The sequence below is a fragment of the Lewinella sp. JB7 genome, assembly GCF_024297185.1.
Lineage (GTDB): Bacteria > Bacteroidota > Bacteroidia > Chitinophagales > Saprospiraceae > Neolewinella.
Map to the genome: position 1 here is coordinate 877,324 of NZ_JANCTD010000001.1, position 18,132 is coordinate 895,455.

General features: G+C 59.1%; 17 protein-coding genes. 2 read left to right on the plus strand and 15 right to left on the minus strand.

Going from position 1 to position 18,132, the window contains the following annotated elements; genetic code table 11:
• Positions 1-9 precede the first annotated feature (9 nt).
• Complete coding sequence (locus NMA52_RS03250) at positions 10-1,419, plus strand: exonuclease domain-containing protein (protein ID WP_254826204.1); 1,410 nt, start codon at positions 10-12, stop codon at positions 1,417-1,419.
• A 315-nt stretch (positions 1,420-1,734) separates the two neighbouring features.
• On the opposite strand, the gene NMA52_RS03255 is transcribed toward NMA52_RS03250, so the two are convergent.
• The 6 genes from NMA52_RS03255 to NMA52_RS03280 form a co-directional block, all read right to left on the minus strand.
• Entirely contained in the window at positions 1,735-2,001 is a 267-nt protein-coding gene (locus NMA52_RS03255; protein ID WP_254826205.1) for a hypothetical protein, read from the minus strand.
• Positions 2,002-2,384: 383 nt separating this feature from the next.
• Entirely contained in the window at positions 2,385-3,191 is an 807-nt protein-coding gene (locus tag NMA52_RS03260; RefSeq protein WP_254826206.1) for a sterol desaturase family protein, read from the minus strand.
• Positions 3,192-3,217: 26 nt separating this feature from the next.
• Entirely contained in the window at positions 3,218-4,357 is a 1,140-nt protein-coding gene (locus NMA52_RS03265; protein ID WP_254826207.1) for a T9SS type A sorting domain-containing protein, read from the minus strand.
• A 90-nt stretch (positions 4,358-4,447) separates the two neighbouring features.
• Entirely contained in the window at positions 4,448-8,146 is a 3,699-nt protein-coding gene (gene metH / locus NMA52_RS03270) for a methionine synthase (RefSeq protein WP_254826208.1), read from the minus strand.
• 342 nt (positions 8,147-8,488) lie between these two features.
• Positions 8,489-9,475 carry a YhjD/YihY/BrkB family envelope integrity protein gene (locus NMA52_RS03275; RefSeq protein ID WP_254826209.1) on the minus strand — a complete coding sequence of 329 codons (987 nt, stop codon included), beginning with the start codon at positions 9,473-9,475 and terminating at the stop codon, positions 8,489-8,491.
• Positions 9,476-9,886, minus strand: coding sequence for a thioesterase family protein (locus NMA52_RS03280; protein WP_254826210.1), 411 nt, complete (start codon positions 9,884-9,886; stop codon positions 9,476-9,478). It abuts the gene before it with no gap.
• A 151-nt stretch (positions 9,887-10,037) separates the two neighbouring features.
• Here NMA52_RS03280 and NMA52_RS03285 point away from each other — a divergent pair, with 151 nt between their 5' ends.
• Complete coding sequence (locus tag NMA52_RS03285) at positions 10,038-10,820, plus strand: NINE protein (RefSeq protein ID WP_254826211.1); 783 nt, start codon at positions 10,038-10,040, stop codon at positions 10,818-10,820.
• A 35-nt stretch (positions 10,821-10,855) separates the two neighbouring features.
• Here the strand turns inward: NMA52_RS03285 and NMA52_RS03290 are convergent, their stop codons facing one another.
• From NMA52_RS03290 to rpmJ, 9 genes are all read right to left on the minus strand, one after another.
• The gene (locus NMA52_RS03290; protein ID WP_254826212.1) at positions 10,856-12,241 is read right to left on the minus strand and encodes a sodium-dependent transporter; all 1,386 of its coding nucleotides are present in this window, start codon (positions 12,239-12,241) and stop codon (positions 10,856-10,858) included.
• Between the two features lie 15 nt (positions 12,242-12,256).
• Positions 12,257-13,465 (minus strand): Bcr/CflA family efflux MFS transporter, encoded by a 1,209-nt coding sequence (locus tag NMA52_RS03295; RefSeq protein WP_254826213.1) that lies wholly within the window; start codon positions 13,463-13,465, stop codon positions 12,257-12,259.
• A gap of 40 nt (positions 13,466-13,505) precedes the next feature.
• Positions 13,506-14,534 (minus strand): LLM class flavin-dependent oxidoreductase, encoded by a 1,029-nt coding sequence (locus tag NMA52_RS03300; RefSeq protein WP_254826214.1) that lies wholly within the window; start codon positions 14,532-14,534, stop codon positions 13,506-13,508.
• Positions 14,535-14,638: 104 nt separating this feature from the next.
• On the minus strand, positions 14,639-15,175 hold the full coding sequence (gene rplQ, locus NMA52_RS19055) for a 50S ribosomal protein L17 (protein WP_371930935.1): 537 nt from the start codon (positions 15,173-15,175) through the stop codon (positions 14,639-14,641).
• Positions 15,176-15,377: 202 nt separating this feature from the next.
• Complete coding sequence (locus tag NMA52_RS03310) at positions 15,378-16,379, minus strand: DNA-directed RNA polymerase subunit alpha (RefSeq protein WP_254826215.1); 1,002 nt, start codon at positions 16,377-16,379, stop codon at positions 15,378-15,380.
• Between the two features lie 113 nt (positions 16,380-16,492).
• Positions 16,493-17,107, minus strand: a complete 615-nt coding sequence (gene rpsD, locus NMA52_RS03315) for a 30S ribosomal protein S4 (protein WP_254826216.1) — start codon at positions 17,105-17,107, stop codon at positions 16,493-16,495.
• 102 nt (positions 17,108-17,209) lie between these two features.
• Positions 17,210-17,608, minus strand: a complete 399-nt coding sequence (gene rpsK, locus NMA52_RS03320) for a 30S ribosomal protein S11 (RefSeq protein WP_183496122.1) — start codon at positions 17,606-17,608, stop codon at positions 17,210-17,212.
• Positions 17,608-17,985, minus strand: coding sequence for a 30S ribosomal protein S13 (gene rpsM / locus NMA52_RS03325; protein WP_254826217.1), 378 nt, complete (start codon positions 17,983-17,985; stop codon positions 17,608-17,610). Before rpsM ends, rpsK begins: the two co-directional genes overlap by 1 nt.
• Before the next feature lie 17 nt (positions 17,986-18,002).
• Entirely contained in the window at positions 18,003-18,119 is a 117-nt protein-coding gene (rpmJ, locus tag NMA52_RS03330) for a 50S ribosomal protein L36 (RefSeq protein ID WP_183496124.1), read from the minus strand.
• Positions 18,120-18,132: the final 13 nt, after the last annotated feature.

Genomic DNA, 18,132 nt, shown 5'->3' on the forward strand with positions numbered 1-18,132 from the left:
ACGTAAGCTATGAGTAAGAGAGAATACGCGATCGTAGACATCGAGACGACGGGCGGCCGTGCCTCCCGTGCGCGGATCACCGAGATCGGCATCGTGATCTTCGACGGCGAAAAGGTAACGGAAACCTACGAGACGTTGCTCGACCCCGAACAGTACATCCCGGCCGGTATCGTGGAGCTGACGGGCATTACGCAGGAAATGGTCAAGGGGCAGCCCAAGTTTTTCGAGATTGCCAAGCGCGTGGTGGAGCTGACCGAGGGCCGTATTTTCGTCGCTCACAACGCCAAATTTGACTACGGCTTCATTCGCGAGGAGTTCGCCCGGCTGGGCTACACTTTCTCACGGCGTAAACTCTGCACGGTCCGGCTGGCGCGCAAGTGCTTTCCGGGACTGAAGAGTTACAGTCTGGGCAACCTGATTAAACACTTCGGCTTCACCGTGGATGCCCGTCACCGAGCGCTCGCCGACGCCCGGGCAACGACGGAACTGCTCGCCCTCTGTCTCGAGGGGGAAGACTGCGCCGAGGAAGCCAAACGCCTCATTAACCACGGCATCAAGGAAACCCGGCTGCCCAAGCAGATCAAGCTCGAGCAGATCATGGAGATCCCGGAGGAGACGGGCGTCTACTACTTTCATGACGTCAACGGCGACGTGGTTTACGTTGGGAAAAGTAACAACATCCGCAAGCGCATCGCCCAGCACTTCAATGATCACACCTCGAAGGGGAGCCGCATCGCCGAGAAAGTAGCCGACATCACCTACGAGGTCACGGGTAGTGAATTGGTCGCCCTGCTCCTGGAGAGCGAGGAGATCAAGCGGCTGCAACCGCGCATCAACCGGGCGCAGCGGGGCAGACGGTTCAGCCACGCGATCTACAGCTACGTCAACGAACGCGGCTTTCGTTGCTTCGATATCGTGCGAAATACGGCCCAGGCCCGCAAGGAACTCGACATCATCAGCGAGTACCCGTCGATCAGCCGTGCCAAGGGCCGCCTGAACTTCGTGCGGAAACACCTGGAGTTATGCAGCGCGTTCACCAATATTTATCCCAGTAAATCGGCTTGCTTTCACTTCCATCTGAAGCAGTGCCGTGGGGGGTGTGCCGGACACGAGGAGGCCGACGAGTATAACCTGCGAGCGGAAGAAGCCCGACTGCATCTCCGCAACGTCTTCGACGACGATTTTCTACTCTTTGATGCCGGCCGGACCCACGACGAAGCGTCTGTCATTCTGGTCGCCGAAGGGAAATACCAGGGTTTCGGATACATCGATAAGGAGCAGTGTCACGATATTCACACGGCCATCGAAAGCGTGAAGCGGACGGTCACGTATCCGGATACGGCGCGCATTATTCAGCGCTACGTCAGCGAAAAGGGCGGGAAGATGGTGAACTTGAGTACGGGGAAGGTGGTGAGGTAGGGGAGGAGTTTGGTACGTTAGGCGGATGGTAGTTTAGTACGTTAGTCTGTTGGTACGTTAGGCGGTTAGGCGGATGGTAGTTTGGTACAATGGTCTGTGGGCACGTTAGGCACCTGTGGAATGGTGGTTTAGTGCGTCAGGCGGTCAGTGGGGAGCAGTTTCGAGCGATGGATTCATTCAAATTTGGCTCGCATGAAATCTCTTTCTGCAACAGTTCGGCGATACCCCCCCCCCCGCCTTGTTCCAGTAGTGGACGGCGGGAGTAGCGGCGCGCTTGCATCCTGGGAAATTAGTCCGGATATGCCACTAAATCTTTCAAGTGCGAGCTTCTTTCTCGTGCTTAGCCATAGTAAAGGTATCTGTCAATAATACTGTAGACGCGCTTTGTTGAATGGTCCCTACAAGCTGCTCCGGATATGCCACCAAATCTTTCCAATGGCGGGCTTCTTTCTCGTGCTTAGCCAAAGTAAAGGTATCTGTCAATAATACTGTAGACGCACTTTGTTGAATGATCCCGGCAAGCTGCCCCGGATATGCCACCAAATTTTTCCAATGGCGGGCTTCTTTCCCGTGCCTATCCATAGTGAAGAGTATTTGTCAATAATACTGTAGACGCACTTTGTTGAATAGCCCCGGCAAGCTGCTCCGGATATGCCACCAAATCTTTCAAGTGCGAGCTTCTTTCTCGTGCTTAGCCATAGTGAAGAGTATCTGTTCCTAATGAAGACGCACTTTGTTAAACAGCCTCAATCCGGCTCACAAGAAATCTAACAGACTACATACTAACCGACTAACCGACTAAAGAACTACCACACTACCACCCTGGAGAACTATCAGACTACGTACTAACGGACTAACCGACTAAAGGACTACCACACTACCATTATACCCCCCCCAACCCCCCCTACCACCCTGGAGAACTAACAGACTACCAACCTAACCTACTAACAGCCTAAACTACTGTCCTACTTCCTCCCAAACGGTATCCCCAACATCCGGCGAATGCTCTGGTGATCGTCTTCCTCCATATGGGTATCCACTCCGTAGATTAATTCGTTGTTATCCAGTTCGGAATAGGTGCCGAAGGCACGATCCCACAGACTAAAGATGTTACCGTAATTGCTGTCGGTATAGGGTAATTGATAATGGTGGTGCACGCGGTGCATGTCCGGCGTGACGAAGACGGTGCGCAGCGCGCGGTCGAGTCCCCGCGGCACGGTGATGTTGGCGTGATTGAACTGGCTTAATACCACGCTCATGCTCTGGTACAGGAATACAAGCCAGATGGGAGCCCCCAACAAGACGACCGCCACGGTAGTGAAGGCAAACCGGATCACGCTCTCCCCGGGGTGATGACGGTTAGCGGTGGTCGTATCGACGTTCTGATCCGTATGGTGCACGAGGTGGAACCGCCAGAGGAGGGGGACACGGTGCTCGGTCCAGTGCGCCAGGTAGGCTCCGAAGAAGTCGAGCAGCAGCAGACCCACGACGGCGGTTGCCCAGAGCGGCAGGTCGAGCCACTGCAGGACACCGAATTGCTCCGCTACGGCCCACTGGCTTCCCTTCACGAGGATAAAGGCCAGCAGGAAATTAACGATGATGGTCGTGAAAGTGAAGAAGAAGTTGATGCCGGCGTGTCGCCATTTCTTGTATTCCGCCGTAAACAGGGGGACGGCGCTTTCCAGTAGCCAGAAAATAGTCAGTCCGCCCACCAGAATAAGCGTCCGGTGACTGCTGGGTATGGTTTCGAAGTAGGAAATGATCGCTTCCATACGCGAAAGTTACCGAATTTACCCGGCTAACGGCCGACCAACAGGCGACGTGTCGTCAGAATGCGGCCACGCTCGTTCGTCAGGCTGTACAGATAGGGACCGCGGGGGAGCATGCTCACGTCTACCCATACTTCAGCGGAAGTGCCGACCGGACTAAACCGGGTGGTAGAGACCTTCCGGCCCAGCACGTTAATCACGGAGAGGGTATATGTGCCCGGGTCAAGGCCACTGACCTCGAAGGTGGTATGCCCCCTGGCCGGGTTCGGGTACACCCTGACCTGCGCCTGGGCCAGCAGCGGCCCGCCGACCGAGTTCGTGGCGTCTCCGCGGGTGAAGGTCATTTCCGAGGGGGTTCCTTCCTCGTCTACGGTGACGGCGGCAACGGGCTCTTTCTCCCCGTTGGTCCAGTAATAGTAGGTAGTGACGGGCGGCTGCTGGCCGAAAAACTCAGTCGTCTCGGGAACTTGGGCGCGGACGAGCGAAGTCACGTTGAGGTAGGGAAGAAATCCGCTCTTTACCTCGATCGTCGTATTGACCGTCTCGGTGCGGCGTTCCCGGAGAACCTCGTAGGTCTGTCCGTTGAGCGTAAGGGTACCGTAGGCATCTACCTCGTCGTCACGATTGCTCTCGGAGGTAATCCGGATGGAATCTACGTTGGAGATGACATCGCCTACGAGTTCGAGGGCTTCTTCGGGGATTTCCTCGCGGGCAATGACCAGGACGTTGTTCGTCAGTGAGCTGAAGAGGTCGCCGTAACGCAAGGGAGCCCGGCGTTCGGCGCGGGCGGGGGAGAAGGGCGCGGCAAATTGGTATCCCGGAAAGAGGTCTATGGTGCTTCGAATGCCTATCAGGTCATACGAGGTTTCCGTTAGGCGGTAGAAGCCAACCGTCGAGTCGCCGAGGTCTACGGCCACGTCAGCCTCGGTGAAGGTGGTGTCGGCGGCGGCACTCACCACCTGAGTACGGGTGGAGGCGGCCGCTTGGGTGCCGAAATCCCACTGCCGGGCCGGACCCGGACTGAGCAAGTCGACCGTGAAGGTGCTGTCCGCTACCCCATACCGCAGCGTATCCCCGACCGCCGGGAAGTAGGCATTGGTGAGGGTGATCTGCGCGGTGGTCTGCACCCCTACGAACAGCAGGATCAGGCAAGTAATTGTTTTCAGCATACCGCCGGTGTTCAAGGCGCCTCTAAGTTAGGTGCTGCGGCCGATAGTTTGTCCGGCGCCCCGAAATTTAATACCGCCGCCGCCGGCAGGTCACCCGCGGATCGGGCTTAACCACCGGTCGGCCGTCACCGGATCCCACTTCTTACGCTGGGCGTAGTCCCGCTCCTGATCCGGCTGAATACCGCGGACCGTGAAGTAGGTCGCTTCCGGATGGCTGTAGTACCAGCCGCTTACGCTGGCCGTCGGGTACATGGCGAAGCTTTCCGTCAATTTAATGCCGGTTGCGGCTTCTACGTCCAGCAGTTCCCAGAGTTTGGCCTTTTCGGTGTGTTCCGGGCAGGCCGGGTAGCCGGGGGCCGGACGAATACCCCGGTAGCGTTCCGAGATCAGGTCATCGTTCTCCAGCGTTTCCTCGGGGGCGTAGGCCCAGAATTCGCGGCGGGTGCGCAGGTGCAATGCTTCGGCCAGGGCTTCGGCCAGCCGGTCGGCGAGGGCCTTGACCATAATGGCACTGTAATCGTCGTGGGCGGCCTCGAAGCGGGCCACGTGGTCCTCGATCCCGATGCCCGCCGTCACGGCGAAAGCACCGATGTAGTCCTGCTTACCGCTGTCCGCGGGAGCGATGAAATCGGTAAGTGCCTGATTGGGTCGTCCGGCCGCCTTCTTGCTTTGCTGGCGGAGTTGGTAGAGTTCGTAGATCCGGTCCGCGGTCGTCACCCGTACGGTATCGCGGGAGACGTCAGCCGTTGCCGGAAAGAAGCCGATGACGGCGGCGGCGCGTAACCACTTCTCCTCCACCAACTTAGCGAGCATCTGCCGGGCCTCGCGGTACAACTGGCTGGCCTGTTCGCCGACCACTTCGTCCGTCAGGATCTCGGGGTACTTACCGGCCAGCCCCCAACTGGTGAAGAAGGGCGTCCAGTCGATGAAGGGAACCAGCTCCTCCAGCGGGTAGTCCTCGAAGACCCGGGTACCGGTGAAGGTCGGGACGGGCGGATCGTAGTTTGCCCAGTCGAGCTTGAGGCCGTTTTCCCGGGCTTTGGCGATGGGAAGGAACTTTTTATTCGACTGCTGGCCCGCCCGGTGGACGCGTACCCGTTCGTACTCGGCCGTAATGCTTTGGCGGTAGGTTTCCCGAGCGTCTTCCTCGGAATTAAGTAGCTCGCCGACGACGGTGACGGCGCGGCTGGCGTCGAGTACGTGCACGGTAGGGCCCGAGTACGCCGGCTCGACCTTGATCGCGGTATGGGTCTTGCTGGTGGTCGCCCCGCCGATGAGCAGGGGCGTTTTCAGGCCCCGGCGTTCCATTTCCGCGGCGACGTTCACCATTTCATCGAGGGAGGGCGTGATGAGGCCCGAGAGCCCGATCACGTCTACCTTCAGGCGTTCGGCTTCGTCCAGGATCTTATTGGCCGGTACCATGACGCCGAGGTCGTGGATGCGGTAGTTGTTGCAGGCGAGCACGACGCCGACGATATTCTTACCGATGTCGTGCACGTCGCCCTTCACGGTAGCCAGAAGAATGCTGCCCTTGAAACGGGATTGCTCTTCTTCCGCTTCGGTCTGCTCCTGCGGCCCCGCCAGTTCCCTTTCCTCCTCGATGAAGGGTTGCAGGTAGGCGACCGCCTGCTTCATGACGCGCGCGCTCTTGACCACCTGGGGGAGGAACATCTTGCCCGCGCCGAAGAGGTCGCCGACGACGTTCATGCCGTCCATCAGCGGCCCCTCGATAACGTGCAGTGGCCGGGGGTACTGCCGGCGGGCCTCCTCGGTATCCTCGATGATGTACTCGGTGATGCCGCGGACCAGGCTGTGGCGCAAGCGCTCCTCCACGCTGCTCTCGCGCCACCCCAGATCCCGCTGTACGGTGCGGCCGCCCACCTCCTTCAGGGATTCAGCGAACTCCATGAGGCGATCGGTGGCGTCGTTGCGGCGGTTGAGGATCACGTCCTCCACCCGTTCCAGTAGGTCCTTGGGGATATCTTCGTATACCTCGATGAGTCCGGCGTTAACGATGCCCATGTCCATGCCGGCGCGGATGGCGTGGAAGAGAAAGGCCGAGTGCATGGCCTCGCGGACGACGTCGTTGCCACGGAAGGAAAAGCTCACGTTCGACACGCCCCCGCTGACCTTGGCGCCCGGGCAGAGTCGCTTGATGCGGCGGGTGGCCTCGATGAAGTCTACGCCGTAATTGTTGTGTTCGTCGATGCCGGTAGCGATCGCGAAGATGTTGGGATCGAAGATGATGTCCTGGGGCTGGAACCCCGCCTGCTCGGTCAGTAATTTGTAGGCGCGGACACAGATGTCCACCTTGCGGTCGATGCTGTCGGCCTGCCCCTGCTCGTCGAAGGCCATCACCACGGCTGAAGCTCCGTAGCGCTGGACGAGACGGGCCTGGCGGAGGAATTCCGCTTCCCCCTCCTTCATACTGATGGAGTTGACGATGCACTTGCCCTGCACGCACTGTAGCCCGGCTTCGATCACTTCCCACTTCGAGGAGTCGATCATGATGGGCAGTTTAGCGATGTCGGGTTCGGCCATCACGAGCTTGAGGAAGGTTTCCATGGCTTCCTTGCTGTCGAGCAGTCCCTCGTCCATATTCACGTCGATCACCTGGGCGCCGCCCTCTACCTGATCGCGAGCGACGTCGAGGGCGGTGGGGTAGTCGCCGGTCTTGATGAGGCGGGCAAACTTGCGGGAGCCGGTGACGTTGGTGCGTTCGCCGACGTTGACGAAGTTCGTTTCGGCGCGAATCTCGAGGGGTTCCAGTCCGCTAAGGCGCGTATTTACGGAGCGACCGTTGAGGGGGCGGGGGCGCAGGTCCTGGGTCGCCCGGGCCATGGCAGCAATGTGATTTGGCGTCGTGCCGCAGCAGCCTCCGATCATATTGACGAAGCCACTGGCCGCGAATTCGCGGATATATTCCTGCATCTCCTCGGCGTCCTGATCGTACTCTCCCATTTCGTTGGGCAGGCCGGCGTTGGGGTAGGCGTGGACGTAGCACTCCGCGATCCTGGCGAGGGCGGCCAGGTGGGTACGCATCTCTTTGGCTCCAAGGGCACAGTTGAGGCCGATGCAGAGGGGCTTGGCGTGGGCGACCGAAATGTAGAAAGCCTCGACGGTCTGCCCCGACAGCGTTCGTCCGCTGGCGTCCGTGATCGTACCGGAGATGATGACCGGGAGTTCGATGCCGCGCTCGTCCCGGACTTCCTCCAGGGCGAAGATGGCGGCCTTGGCGTTGAGGGTATCGAAGATGGTCTCGATGAGGATGCAGTCGACCCCGCCGTCGACCAGTCCTTCCATCTGGGTTTTGTAGGCCGTAGCGAGTTGGCGGAAGGTGATGGCCCGGTAGCCGGGGTCGTTTACGTCGGGGCTGATGCTGAGGGTCCGGTTAGTGGGGCCGATGGCGCCAGCCACGTAACGGGGCTTATCCGGGGTGGAGAAAGCATCGGCGGCTTCGCGGGCTACGCGGGCGGCGGCTTTATTAAGCTCATAGATGCAATCCTGGGTACCGTAATCTTCCTGGGCGATGGAGGTGCCGCTAAAGGTGTTGGTTTCGATCAAGTCGGCGCCGGCGGCGAGGTATGCGCGGTGAATTTCGCCGATCACGTCGGGCCGGGTGAGGACGAGCAGATCGTGGTTGCCCTTCAGATCGCTGGGATGGTTTTCGAAGTGGCCGTGGCGGTAGTCCTCCTCGGTGAGTTGATACCCCTGGATGAGGCTACCCATGGCGCCGTCCAGCACCAGGATGCGCTCGGCGAATATTTCGGAGAGTGGGGGGCGGTTCATGGGGTAATAATTTAAGCGGGCAAAGATCGTGAAATTTTGGGGGTAGTGGGATACATGACATTTGGGGCGCTCGACAGCGGTTGGACGGCTATAGCGGTTGGACCGCTGTAACTAACAATCACCATTAAAAGAAAATCTACCAACAAATGGTGGATATAACTACGTATGTAGTCTTTCAAGTGTATAAATGTTGGCTACAAACCCCTCTAAGGGGGGCGTTCAGCAAGTTTTGGGCCTCATCGGTGCCGGTATGTTCACCCGTTGGACGGTGGCACACCGTCCAACGGCTATAGCGGTCCGACGGCTATAGCCGTCGGACCGCTATTCGCACCCACCCCCCACTCACTCCTCCTCCACCAGCGTAAGATCCCGGTGCACCGCGATGGCCGCATTCAACTCGAATCCGATGATGAGGATCAGCGCGTTGAGTTGCAGCCACAGCATCACGATGATGACGGTCGCGATCGAACCGTAAAACTTGGTGTACGTGTCGTAGCGATTAAAGCCATCGACGTAAAAGCTGAAAGCCACCGAGGTCGCCAAGCTGAGCAGCGTCGCCAGCGTCACCCCGGGGCTCACGTAACTGAATCGCTTGATGGTCGCCGCCCCGTAGCGGTACAAGGTGCCGATAATAATGTAATACAGCGCCAGCATGGTGATCCACCGCAGCATGTTGATCAGGAAGCTGGCAAACCGGCCCATACCCATCCAGTAGTTCAGCCACCCGATGATACTGTCGCCCAGAATTACCAGCACTACGCTGGCTACGATGAACAGCCCCACCAGGAAGGTCAGGCCCACGGCCACCATCCGTTTGCGCAAGAAACCCCGCTGCCGGAAGGTCTTCACGTAACTCTTCTCGAAGGCCTGCATCAGGGCAATCATCCCGTTACTGGAAAAGTAAATGGCCAGGATGAACCCGAAGCTCAGCAGTCCGATCCGGGGCGAATTGGTGATCTCCTGTACGAAGCCGAACACGATGTCGCCCGCCTGCCCCGGCATCACCCGTTTGATCTCCTCGTAGAGCGTCATGTTGAAGTTCTCCAGCGCGGGAAACCAGATGGACAGGAGGTCGAGGACAAACGGCACCAGGGTGAAGAGCGTCAGGATGGACGGAAAAAGCGACAGAAAAATGCTGAAGGCCACGCTGTTAGCCCGCGTGAAGAGATCGTCGCGGGTAGCCTCGTTGATTACGAAAACCACCACGTCGTAAATCGGAACCCCGTGAAAGCCGATGAAGCTGTTTTCCCGGGCGTACTTCTGCAGGCCGATCACCACGGGGTGCTCGGTGAAGAATCGCTTAAAGTTGCCGATATTGAATTTCTTCACTTACTCAAAGTACGGACGAATGATTTGCAGCAGGTACTCCGGCGCCGACACCCGCCGCTGGGTCGCCACCTCCACGAAACAGAGTTTGATGGATCCGCCGTTCACCAGTTTTCCCTGCTCGTTGTGAATCTCGAAGTGGAAGGTGATGGTCTGCTCCGGCACGTGCCGCAGGGTGGTGGTGATGGTAAGTACCTCGTCGTAGTGCGCCGGCCGGATGAAGCGCTGGTTCATGCTCATTACCGGCATCATCACCCCCTCCCGCGATTCCAGCGTAGCGTAACTGCGACCCAGTTCCCGCAACATCTCCACCCGTCCGATCTCGTACAGCAGGGCGTAGTGCCCGTGGTAGAGGTACCCCATTTGGTCGGTTTCGGCGTAGCGGACGCGGTGGGTCGTCTTGGAAGTAATCATGGGCGGGCGGGGATAGGTCAGGACCAAATGTAGATGTTTTACGGACGGCAGTAGAGAGGCGACGACCGTCGGTCTAAATCGTCGGACCCCACTTGCCCGCCTCCCTTATTTTTTCGATCTTTAGAGACTTAAGAAGACGGATATTCCCTAAATGAAGAATAAAACCACGGCGGGCATTCTGGCCCTTTTCTTCGGTGGCCTCGGCGTGCACCGGTTTTACCTCGGTCAGCCGGGTAAGGGATTTCTCTACCTGATCTTTATCTGGACCTTCATCCCCACCATCATCTCCCTGATCGACGGTATCGTATTTCTTACCCAGAGCGAAGAGGCCTTCAACCTGAAGTACAACCGCGATTACGTGATGCAGCAACAGTATCAGCAGCAGCCGCACATCGTGATTAATAACCACGTGGGCCAGCCCCAGTCCGTCCCGGCACCCCCGCCGGAAGCCAAGGAAGAAGCCAGGGTTCCGAAAAAGGACCCCTTCCAATTGAGCGCCGATAAGGCCTACGAGGAGTACGATTTCGAGGGGGCTATCCGCGATTACCGCCGCTCCCTCAACGTCGATCCCCGCCAGCCCGAGGTCCACTTCAAACTGGCCTGTCTGCACTCCATCCACGAAAATACCGACACGGCACTCTTTCACCTGAATAAGGCCATCGAGAACGGCTTCTACGATTTTGATGAGTTGGATCGCCACGACCACCTGTCGTTCCTGCGGTCCACCCCCCAGTATTTCGCGTTCAAGTCTAATAGCTACCGACTGCCCGGCAACGAAGCCCCGTCGCCGGATCCCGTAACCCCACCCGAGGAAACACTGGAACTCTCCGACGACCTGATTACCCGCATCGAGCGATTGGCGCAACTGAAGGAGGACGGCATTCTTTCCGAGGATGCGTTTAAGCGGGAGAAAGCCAAAATTCTCCGCTCCTAAGTTGTTTACACGGCTCCTGCGGCCCCGCCCGCAGTTTAGAGCAGCAGCGTCCACAGTTTTGCCAGCAGCAATAGCGAGATACTTACCGGAATAACGTAGCGGTAAGCCAAACTCAGCCGACGGCGGCGCGCAGGAGCGATGAAATGTCCCCCTACACTTAGTTCCGCGTACAGTGCCGGCAGTCCCCATGCAGTCAGCAGGAAACCACAGAGCAACAGCGCACCAACGAGCAGCGAAATACTGCCGAACCATTCGAGCAAAAAGTTGAAGTATCCCAGGCCCGGATCGCCCATGCCGGCGAAATCGGTCAGCCACTCCGGCCCCGCGGGCGAACACGAAACGACTACCGGGATGGACAGGACGAACACGAGCCCGCCGATCACGAAGCCGCCCCAGCTGCGGCGCCAACCGTAGCGAACGGTCATCGTCCGCAGCGCGGGCTCGAAGAGGGAAACGGCGGAGGTAAGTATGGCCACGCCCAGGAGCAGGAAAAAGAGAAGTCCTACCCAGCGGCCGGCGTCCCCGTAACTCTTAAAGATCTCCACGAGATTGATGAAGACGAGGGGTGGGCCCCCGTAGATGTCGCCCTGCACACCCCCCAGCAATGGCACCACCAGCAGGGCTCCGAGGATGGCTACCCCGGTATCCAGATGTACGATCTGCGGGGCGCTGCGCAGGACGTCGGTTTCCCGGTCGGCGTGGGCGGCGAAAGTGAGCATCGCTACCGCTCCCAGTCCCAGGCTAAAGAAGGCCTGACCTAGGGCGTGCAGGATGCCCAATTCCTGGTTGGAGGAGGGGAAGAGCAACGCACGCCAGTCAAACTTCAGGAGGTTGTAGTAATCGACCGCTTCGGGCCGCAGCAGGGGCAGGGATACGATGAGGAAGAGCAGCAGGATTCCCAGCAGGGGCATGGCGAACTTGCTCAGCCGCTCGATGCCCGCGTACAGTTCGCGCGAACACACCAGGGCGACCAGGAAGGTAAATACGCCCGTAAATAACAGGGCACGCGGAATATTCCCGATCGCTTCGCCGAAGATCGGTCCGGCGGGACTTACTTCCATGGTGGCGTAGTCGGTCAGGTATTGCCACACGTACTCGAGCGTCCAGCCGGCCAGAACCAGGTAGAAGGAGGCCACCAGGAGAGTAGTGAGTATCCCGAGCCACGCCACGCCGACCCACTTGCGGGACACCCCCGGCAACTTGAAGGCTTCGGTCGCGTCAGTACCCCGGCGCTTACCCATGGCATTCTCCAGAATCATGAGCGGAATACCCAACAGCAGCGTGAAGGCGACAAAGGCCAGCACGTAGGCACTCCCCCCAAAGTAGTGTACGCGATAAGGAAAGATGACCAGGTTAGCCACCCCGATGGCGGCACCGGCGGAAGCGAGCACGTGGCCCACGCGGGAAAAACGAATTGACATGGCGCGAAAGATAGGCTACACCGTACGGGATTGCACGCCTCTTCCGCGGGTACCCACCCAGAGCAACGCTAGGGCGATGAAGCCGCACGTAGCCATCATGCCGACCATGGTGAGCGCGGACCCCCCCTGCAGGATGCCCACTAGGGCGGAAGCCACCGCGCCGACGGCCATCTGCAGGGAACCCATCAGTGCCGAAGCACTCCCCGCCGACCGGCGCATGGTATCGAGGGAAAGGGCCGAGGCGTTGGGGAAGATGAAACCAAGACAGAACAGGTAAGCGAAGATGAGCGCGGTGGTGAGGTACAGATCGGCAAAACCCAGGAGTACGTCCAGTACCAGCAGTACCGCTACGGTACACTGCCCCAGCAGGGCCAGCCATACGATACGTTCGCTGGACCGGTTGCGCAGCACCCGGTTGTTCAATTGGGTAGCCGTGACCAAGCCGGCCGCGATGATCGCGAATACGATCCCGTACTGTTGTTCGTCGATCCCGAACAGCTCCAAGTAAAGGTGGGGCGAGCCGCTGATGTAGGCGTAGAGTCCGGCGGAGGAAAAAGCGCCGGTCAGGGCATACAGGAGGAAGTGGGAGTCGGTGATGATGGATACGTAGTTCTCCAGCACGGCGGCCGGCCGCAGGGAGTACTGACGATTCTTCCGCTCAAAGCCGGCGAGCAGGAAGTAAGCGCCCGCCAGAATACTCAGGGAAAGCACCGTGAGCACCACGAAGACGTAACGCCATCCGAAGGCTCCGGTGATGAAACCGCCCAGCGTGGGGGCAATGATGGGCGACACGGCGATCACCATCATCAGTAGGGAGAAGATCTTTGCCATCTCCCGGGTCTCGAAAAGGTCGCGGACGATCGCCCGGGAGGCCACCAGACCCCCGCAGGCACCCAGCGCCTGAAAGAACCGGAAAACGATGAGCGCCTCCACCGTAGTAGCAGACGCGCAGGCCACGGAGCTCAGGGCGTAGATCAGCAGGCCGATATACATCGGACGCTTACGGCCGAAACGCTCCAGCAACGGGCCGTAGATCAGCTGACCGATCGCCAGGCCGACGAAGAAGCTTGACAACGACAGCGAGACCCGGCTGATGTCCGTACCCAGTGCTGCGGCAATGCCCCCGAAGGCGGGTAGGTACATGTCGATCGACAGCGGTCCGATGGTAGTCAGCGATCCGAGGACGAGAATTAGGAAGAAACGGTTGGCTTTGGGGTCGGCCACGGGGGGGAAGATATCAGTAGAATGAACGAAGTAGGGTCGCTTAGCCGGCCTTGACCCGCGGGGCAACCTCCCGACCGATGAGTTCGATGGCCCGCAGACCTTGCTGGTGGGTGAGTTCGGCGCTGTCCATCTGAAAGGTGAGCCGATCGATGCCCCCGAGAGCCTCCGAATGCCGCAGGATCTTCTCGGCTACCTCCTCCGGGCCTCCCACGAGTAGGGCGCCGAGCGGACCGGCCTGGGCGTCGAAGTGAGCTCGACTCTGGGGCCGCCAGCCGCGCTCCCGACCGATCTTGTTCATGGTGCGGGTGTGGCCGGGGTAGAATTCCTCGACTGCCCGTTCGGTAGTTTCGGCCACGTACCCGAGGGAATGGAGACCTACGCGGGCCCCGGCGGGATCGTGACCCGCCTCCGCCCAGGCGTTGCGGTAGAGATCAACCAGCGGCCGGAAGCGGTGGGTCTCGCCGCCGATGACCGCCACCATGAGCGGAAGCCCGAGCGTTCCGGCGCGGGCGAAGGAAGCCGGTGTACCCCCGACGCCGAGCCAGATCGGTAGCGGATCTTGACTAGGCCGCGGATACACCGGCTGATCCTGCAAGGCGGGGCGGAAGCGTCCGGACCAGGTCACCCGTGGATTGTCTCGGATGTTGAGTAGGAGCTCCAGCTTTTCGGTGAAGAGATCGTCGTAGTTCGCCAGATCGTGGCCGAAGAGGGGAAAGGCATCGATGAAGGAGCCCCGGCCCACGACCATCTCGGCACGCCCCCGGGAGATTAGATCCAGGGTAGCGAAGCTCTGAAATACCCGGACGGGATCGGCCGCACTGAGTACGGTCACGGCGCTGGTAAGGCGGATGCGCTCGGTGCGGGCGGCGGCGGCAGCCAGGATGGTGACCGGGGAAGAGTCGAAGTAGTCGGGGCGGTGGTGCTCCCCCATGCCGAATACGTCGATGCCCGCGCGATCGGCGTGGACGATGCGGTCGAGTAGGTCGGCCATCGACTGTTCGGCGTGCAGGACCTTTCCGGTAGTTTCCTCCAGGACGGCGGAGCCGAAACTGTCAAATCCTAATTCCATGACTGGGGTTTGCTACCTCAACCGGCGGGGCCGGATAGAGTTTGCCGGAAACAAAAAAGCCCGAACCTCGGGGAGGTTCGGGCTTCGTACAGCAATTATTGGGATTATTCCTCCTCACCGGATGCCGGAGCATCGGCGGGTGGGGCAGGAGTGGTAGCGGCTGCTGCAGCGGCGGCGGTACCGGCGGTTTTCTGCTCGGTGTTGCTGCTCTTGGTGCCTCCACGACGACGGCGGCTGCGGCGGGTCTTACCGCTCGACTTCGCTCCATCCTTATTGTAGACCTCGTTGAAGTCAACCAGTTCAATCATGGCGGTTTCGGCGCCGTCACCGAGCCGGAAGCCCGTCTTGATCACGCGCAGGTAGCCACCGGGACGGTCACCGACCTTCTCGGCTACGGTGCTGAACAGTTCGTTGACCGCATCCTTGTTCTGCAGGTAGCTGAAAACGGTACGCCGGTTGTGGGTATCGTTGGTCTTCGACTTAGTGATCAGGGGCTCGGCGTACTTGCGCAGGGCCTTGGCCTTCGCCAGGGTCGTATTGATGCGCTTGTGCGTGATGAGGGCAATGGTAAGGTTGCGCAGCAGAGCCTTCCGGTGGGCGCTCTTGCGACCTAAATGATTAACTTTCTTACCGTGACGCATGTCAGGAAAAATTGGCCGGCAACACGCTCCTCCGACTCATTGCAGATCGGGCAACTGCGAGGGGGAGGGGTAATTTGCCGAGGTGGTTTAAGGAAAACTACATCGTGATTGATGACCCGGGGGGAGTTCTTTAGTCGTCTAGTACGTTAGTAGTTTAGGGGTACACTAACGTACTAAGCGACTAAGGAACTAAAATACTAACCTACTCTTCATCCAGCTTATACTTGCTCAGATCCATACCGAAGGTAAGGCCCTTCTCCACGAGAAGCTCTTCGATCTCGACGAGGGACTTCTTACCGAAGTTGCGGAACTTGAGCAGTTCGTGGGTGTCGTAGCGAACGAGTTCGCCGAGGCTGTTGATTTTGGCGGCCTTGAGGCAGTTGTAGGCGCGTACCGACAGATCGAGGTCCTCGAGGCTGGTCTTGAGCAACTTGCGCATGTGCAGGATGTGCTCGTCGACGATAGTCTCCTCGCGGGTACCGGTGCTCTGGAACTCGATGGGCTCGTCGGTGATCAGCATCAGGTGCTGAATCAGGATACGGGCGGCTTCGCGAACGGCGTCTTCGGGGTGAATGGTGCCGTCAGTCTTGACTTCGAGAATCAGGTTTTCGTAGTCGGTGCGCTGACCTACCCGGGTGGACTCCACGCGGTAGGCGACGTTCTTGATCGGGGTGTAGATCGCGTCTACGGGAATGACACCGATGGGGGCGTTCTTGGGCAGGTTTTCGTCTGCGGGAATGTAGCCGTATCCTTTGGTGACCGTGAGTTCGACCTCGAGGTTAACGAAGGTCTCCATGGTACAGAGGAGCAGCTCAGGGTTCATCACCTTGAACACGTTGGTGTGCTCGTCGATGTCGGCGGCGGTGAACTGTTCCTTACCGCTGATGGTGAGGTAGATCTTTTCCTCCTCCATGTCGTCGTTCTCGATGACTTGCTTGAGGCGGACCTGCTTCAGGTTGAGGATGATCTCGACGACGTCCTCCACAACGCCGCGGATGGTGCCGAACTCGTGGTCGACACCGGCGATGCGCACGGCGGAAATGGCGAATCCTTCGAGGCTGCTGAGGAGCACACGACGCAGGGAGTTACCGATGGTCTGACCGAACCCGGGCTCCAGGGGCTTAAATTCGAAGTTGCCGTGGAACTCGTCCGACTTCTGCATCGTGATCTTGTCCGGCTTCTGGAAATTTAGGATACTGCTCATATGATATTTCTGCTGTAAATTATTATGCCCCAACCGGCCACGGGCCTAATCAGGGCTAAAAATGGAGGGTGGCCGTACGTCCGGTGGCGGAATACGGCCACCCCCAACCCGAATTACTTCGAGTAAAGTTCGACGATCAACTGGGTGTTGATCTTTTCGGGGATGTTCTCGCGCTCGGGGTAGGCGACGAAGGTACCTTCCATCTTCTCCGAGTTGAAGGTGAGCCAGCCGTGGTTGCGCACGTCGCTCTTTCCGTTCATGGTGTCGCGAATGACCTCCAGTCCCTGGGACTTACCCCGTACCGATACGGTATCGCCGGGGCGGATCTGGGTGGAGGGAATATTGTTGAGGCGACCGTTGACCATGATGTGGCGGTGGGAAACCAGCTGGCGGGCGGCGCGGCGGGTAGGAGCCAGGCCGAGACGGAACACGACGTTGTCGAGGCGGGCTTCCAGGAACTGTAGCAACAACTCACCGGTGATGCCCCGGGAAGCGGCGGCCTTTTCGAACAGGTTGCGGAACTGCCGCTCCAGCACCCCGTAGGTGTACTTGGCCTTCTGCTTCTCCGTCAGCTGGAGCTTATAGTCGGAAGGTTGACGGCGACGGCCGCGGCTGTTGCCGTGCTGACCGGGCTTGTATTTTTTACGCTCGAAGGCGCGGCTGTAGCCGAATATGGGTTCGCCGAGGGCGCGGGCTTTCTTAGCCTTAGGACCAGTATATCTAGCCATAGTGACGTAATGTCTTTAGTTGTTGCGGAATGGTTTCCTCCGGGACGGGAAACGGATTAGCATCTTGACCGGGAAGCGGGCAAGCCCGGAACAGCGAAGTGCTTAAACGCGACGACGCTTGGGCGGACGACAGCCGTTGTGGGGCATCGGGGTAACGTCCTTGATCTTGGCTACGCGAATACCGGCGCCGTCGATGGCGCGGATAGCGGCTTCCCGACCGCTGCCGGGGCCCTTCACGTAAACTTCCACGACGCGCAGACCGGCTTCGTAAGCAACGCGGGCGGCGTTACCGGAAGCTACCTGAGCGGCGTAGGGGGTGCTTTTCTTGCTGCCGCGGAATTTCTCCTTACCGGCACTGCCCCAGCTGATGACATCACCCTGCTTGTTGGTGATGGAAATGATGATGTTGTTGAACGTAGCCTGGATGTATACCAGTCCTTCGTTGTCAACCTTTACTTTGCGCTTCTTTACTACGCGGCCGGCTGCCTGTCTCTTAGCCATTACTTAGTCGCTTTTTTCTTGTTCGCTACGGTCTTACGCTTGCCCTTGCGGGTACGTGCGTTGGTCTGGGTACGCTGTCCGCGCAGGGGGAGACCCTTGCGGTGGCGGAGGCCGCGGTAGCAGCCGATGTCCATAAGACGCTTGATGTTAGTGGATACCTCGGTCCGCAGATCACCCTCTACCTTATACTCATTGGTGATGAGGTTGGAGATGGTACGGATGTCCTCGTCGGTCCAGTCCTGCACCTTCGTGTTGTGATCGACGTTAGCGCGGTCGAGGATCTCGCCGGCCCGGGTGTCGCCTACGCCGAAGACGTAGGTCAAACTGATAATGCCGCGCTTGTTACGCGGCAGATCTACTCCTGCAATTCTTGCCATAGTAACTCTAGCTTAGCTTATCCCTGACGTTGCTTGAACTTGGGGGTCTTCTTATTGATGATGTAAACTTTTCCCTTGCGGCGGACGATCTTGCAATCGGCCGAACGCTTCTTTACGGAGGGTCTGACTTTCATAGTAAAAGAATTT

What these genes read in the sequence shown, in the direction of transcription:
- NMA52_RS03250 (WP_254826204.1), top strand. Translation starts at nt 10, where the DNA reads ATGAGTAAGAGAGAATACGCGATCGTAGACATCGAGACGACGGGCGGC.
- NMA52_RS03255 (WP_254826205.1), bottom strand. Translation starts at nt 2,001, where the DNA reads ATGGATAGGCACGGGAAAGAAGCCCGCCATTGGAAAAATTTGGTGGCA.
- NMA52_RS03260 (WP_254826206.1), bottom strand. Translation starts at nt 3,191, where the DNA reads ATGGAAGCGATCATTTCCTACTTCGAAACCATACCCAGCAGTCACCGG.
- NMA52_RS03265 (WP_254826207.1), bottom strand. Translation starts at nt 4,357, where the DNA reads ATGCTGAAAACAATTACTTGCCTGATCCTGCTGTTCGTAGGGGTGCAG.
- metH (WP_254826208.1), bottom strand. Translation starts at nt 8,146, where the DNA reads ATGAACCGCCCCCCACTCTCCGAAATATTCGCCGAGCGCATCCTGGTG.
- NMA52_RS03280 (WP_254826210.1), bottom strand. Translation starts at nt 9,886, where the DNA reads ATGATTACTTCCAAGACGACCCACCGCGTCCGCTACGCCGAAACCGAC.
- NMA52_RS03285 (WP_254826211.1), top strand. Translation starts at nt 10,038, where the DNA reads ATGAAGAATAAAACCACGGCGGGCATTCTGGCCCTTTTCTTCGGTGGC.
- NMA52_RS03290 (WP_254826212.1), bottom strand. Translation starts at nt 12,241, where the DNA reads ATGTCAATTCGTTTTTCCCGCGTGGGCCACGTGCTCGCTTCCGCCGGT.
- NMA52_RS03300 (WP_254826214.1), bottom strand. Translation starts at nt 14,534, where the DNA reads ATGGAATTAGGATTTGACAGTTTCGGCTCCGCCGTCCTGGAGGAAACT.
- rplQ (WP_371930935.1), bottom strand. Translation starts at nt 15,175, where the DNA reads ATGCGTCACGGTAAGAAAGTTAATCATTTAGGTCGCAAGAGCGCCCAC.
- NMA52_RS03310 (WP_254826215.1), bottom strand. Translation starts at nt 16,379, where the DNA reads ATGAGCAGTATCCTAAATTTCCAGAAGCCGGACAAGATCACGATGCAG.
- rpsD (WP_254826216.1), bottom strand. Translation starts at nt 17,107, where the DNA reads ATGGCTAGATATACTGGTCCTAAGGCTAAGAAAGCCCGCGCCCTCGGC.
- rpsK (WP_183496122.1), bottom strand. Translation starts at nt 17,608, where the DNA reads ATGGCTAAGAGACAGGCAGCCGGCCGCGTAGTAAAGAAGCGCAAAGTA.
- rpsM (WP_254826217.1), bottom strand. Translation starts at nt 17,985, where the DNA reads ATGGCAAGAATTGCAGGAGTAGATCTGCCGCGTAACAAGCGCGGCATT.
- rpmJ (WP_183496124.1), bottom strand. Translation starts at nt 18,119, where the DNA reads ATGAAAGTCAGACCCTCCGTAAAGAAGCGTTCGGCCGATTGCAAGATC.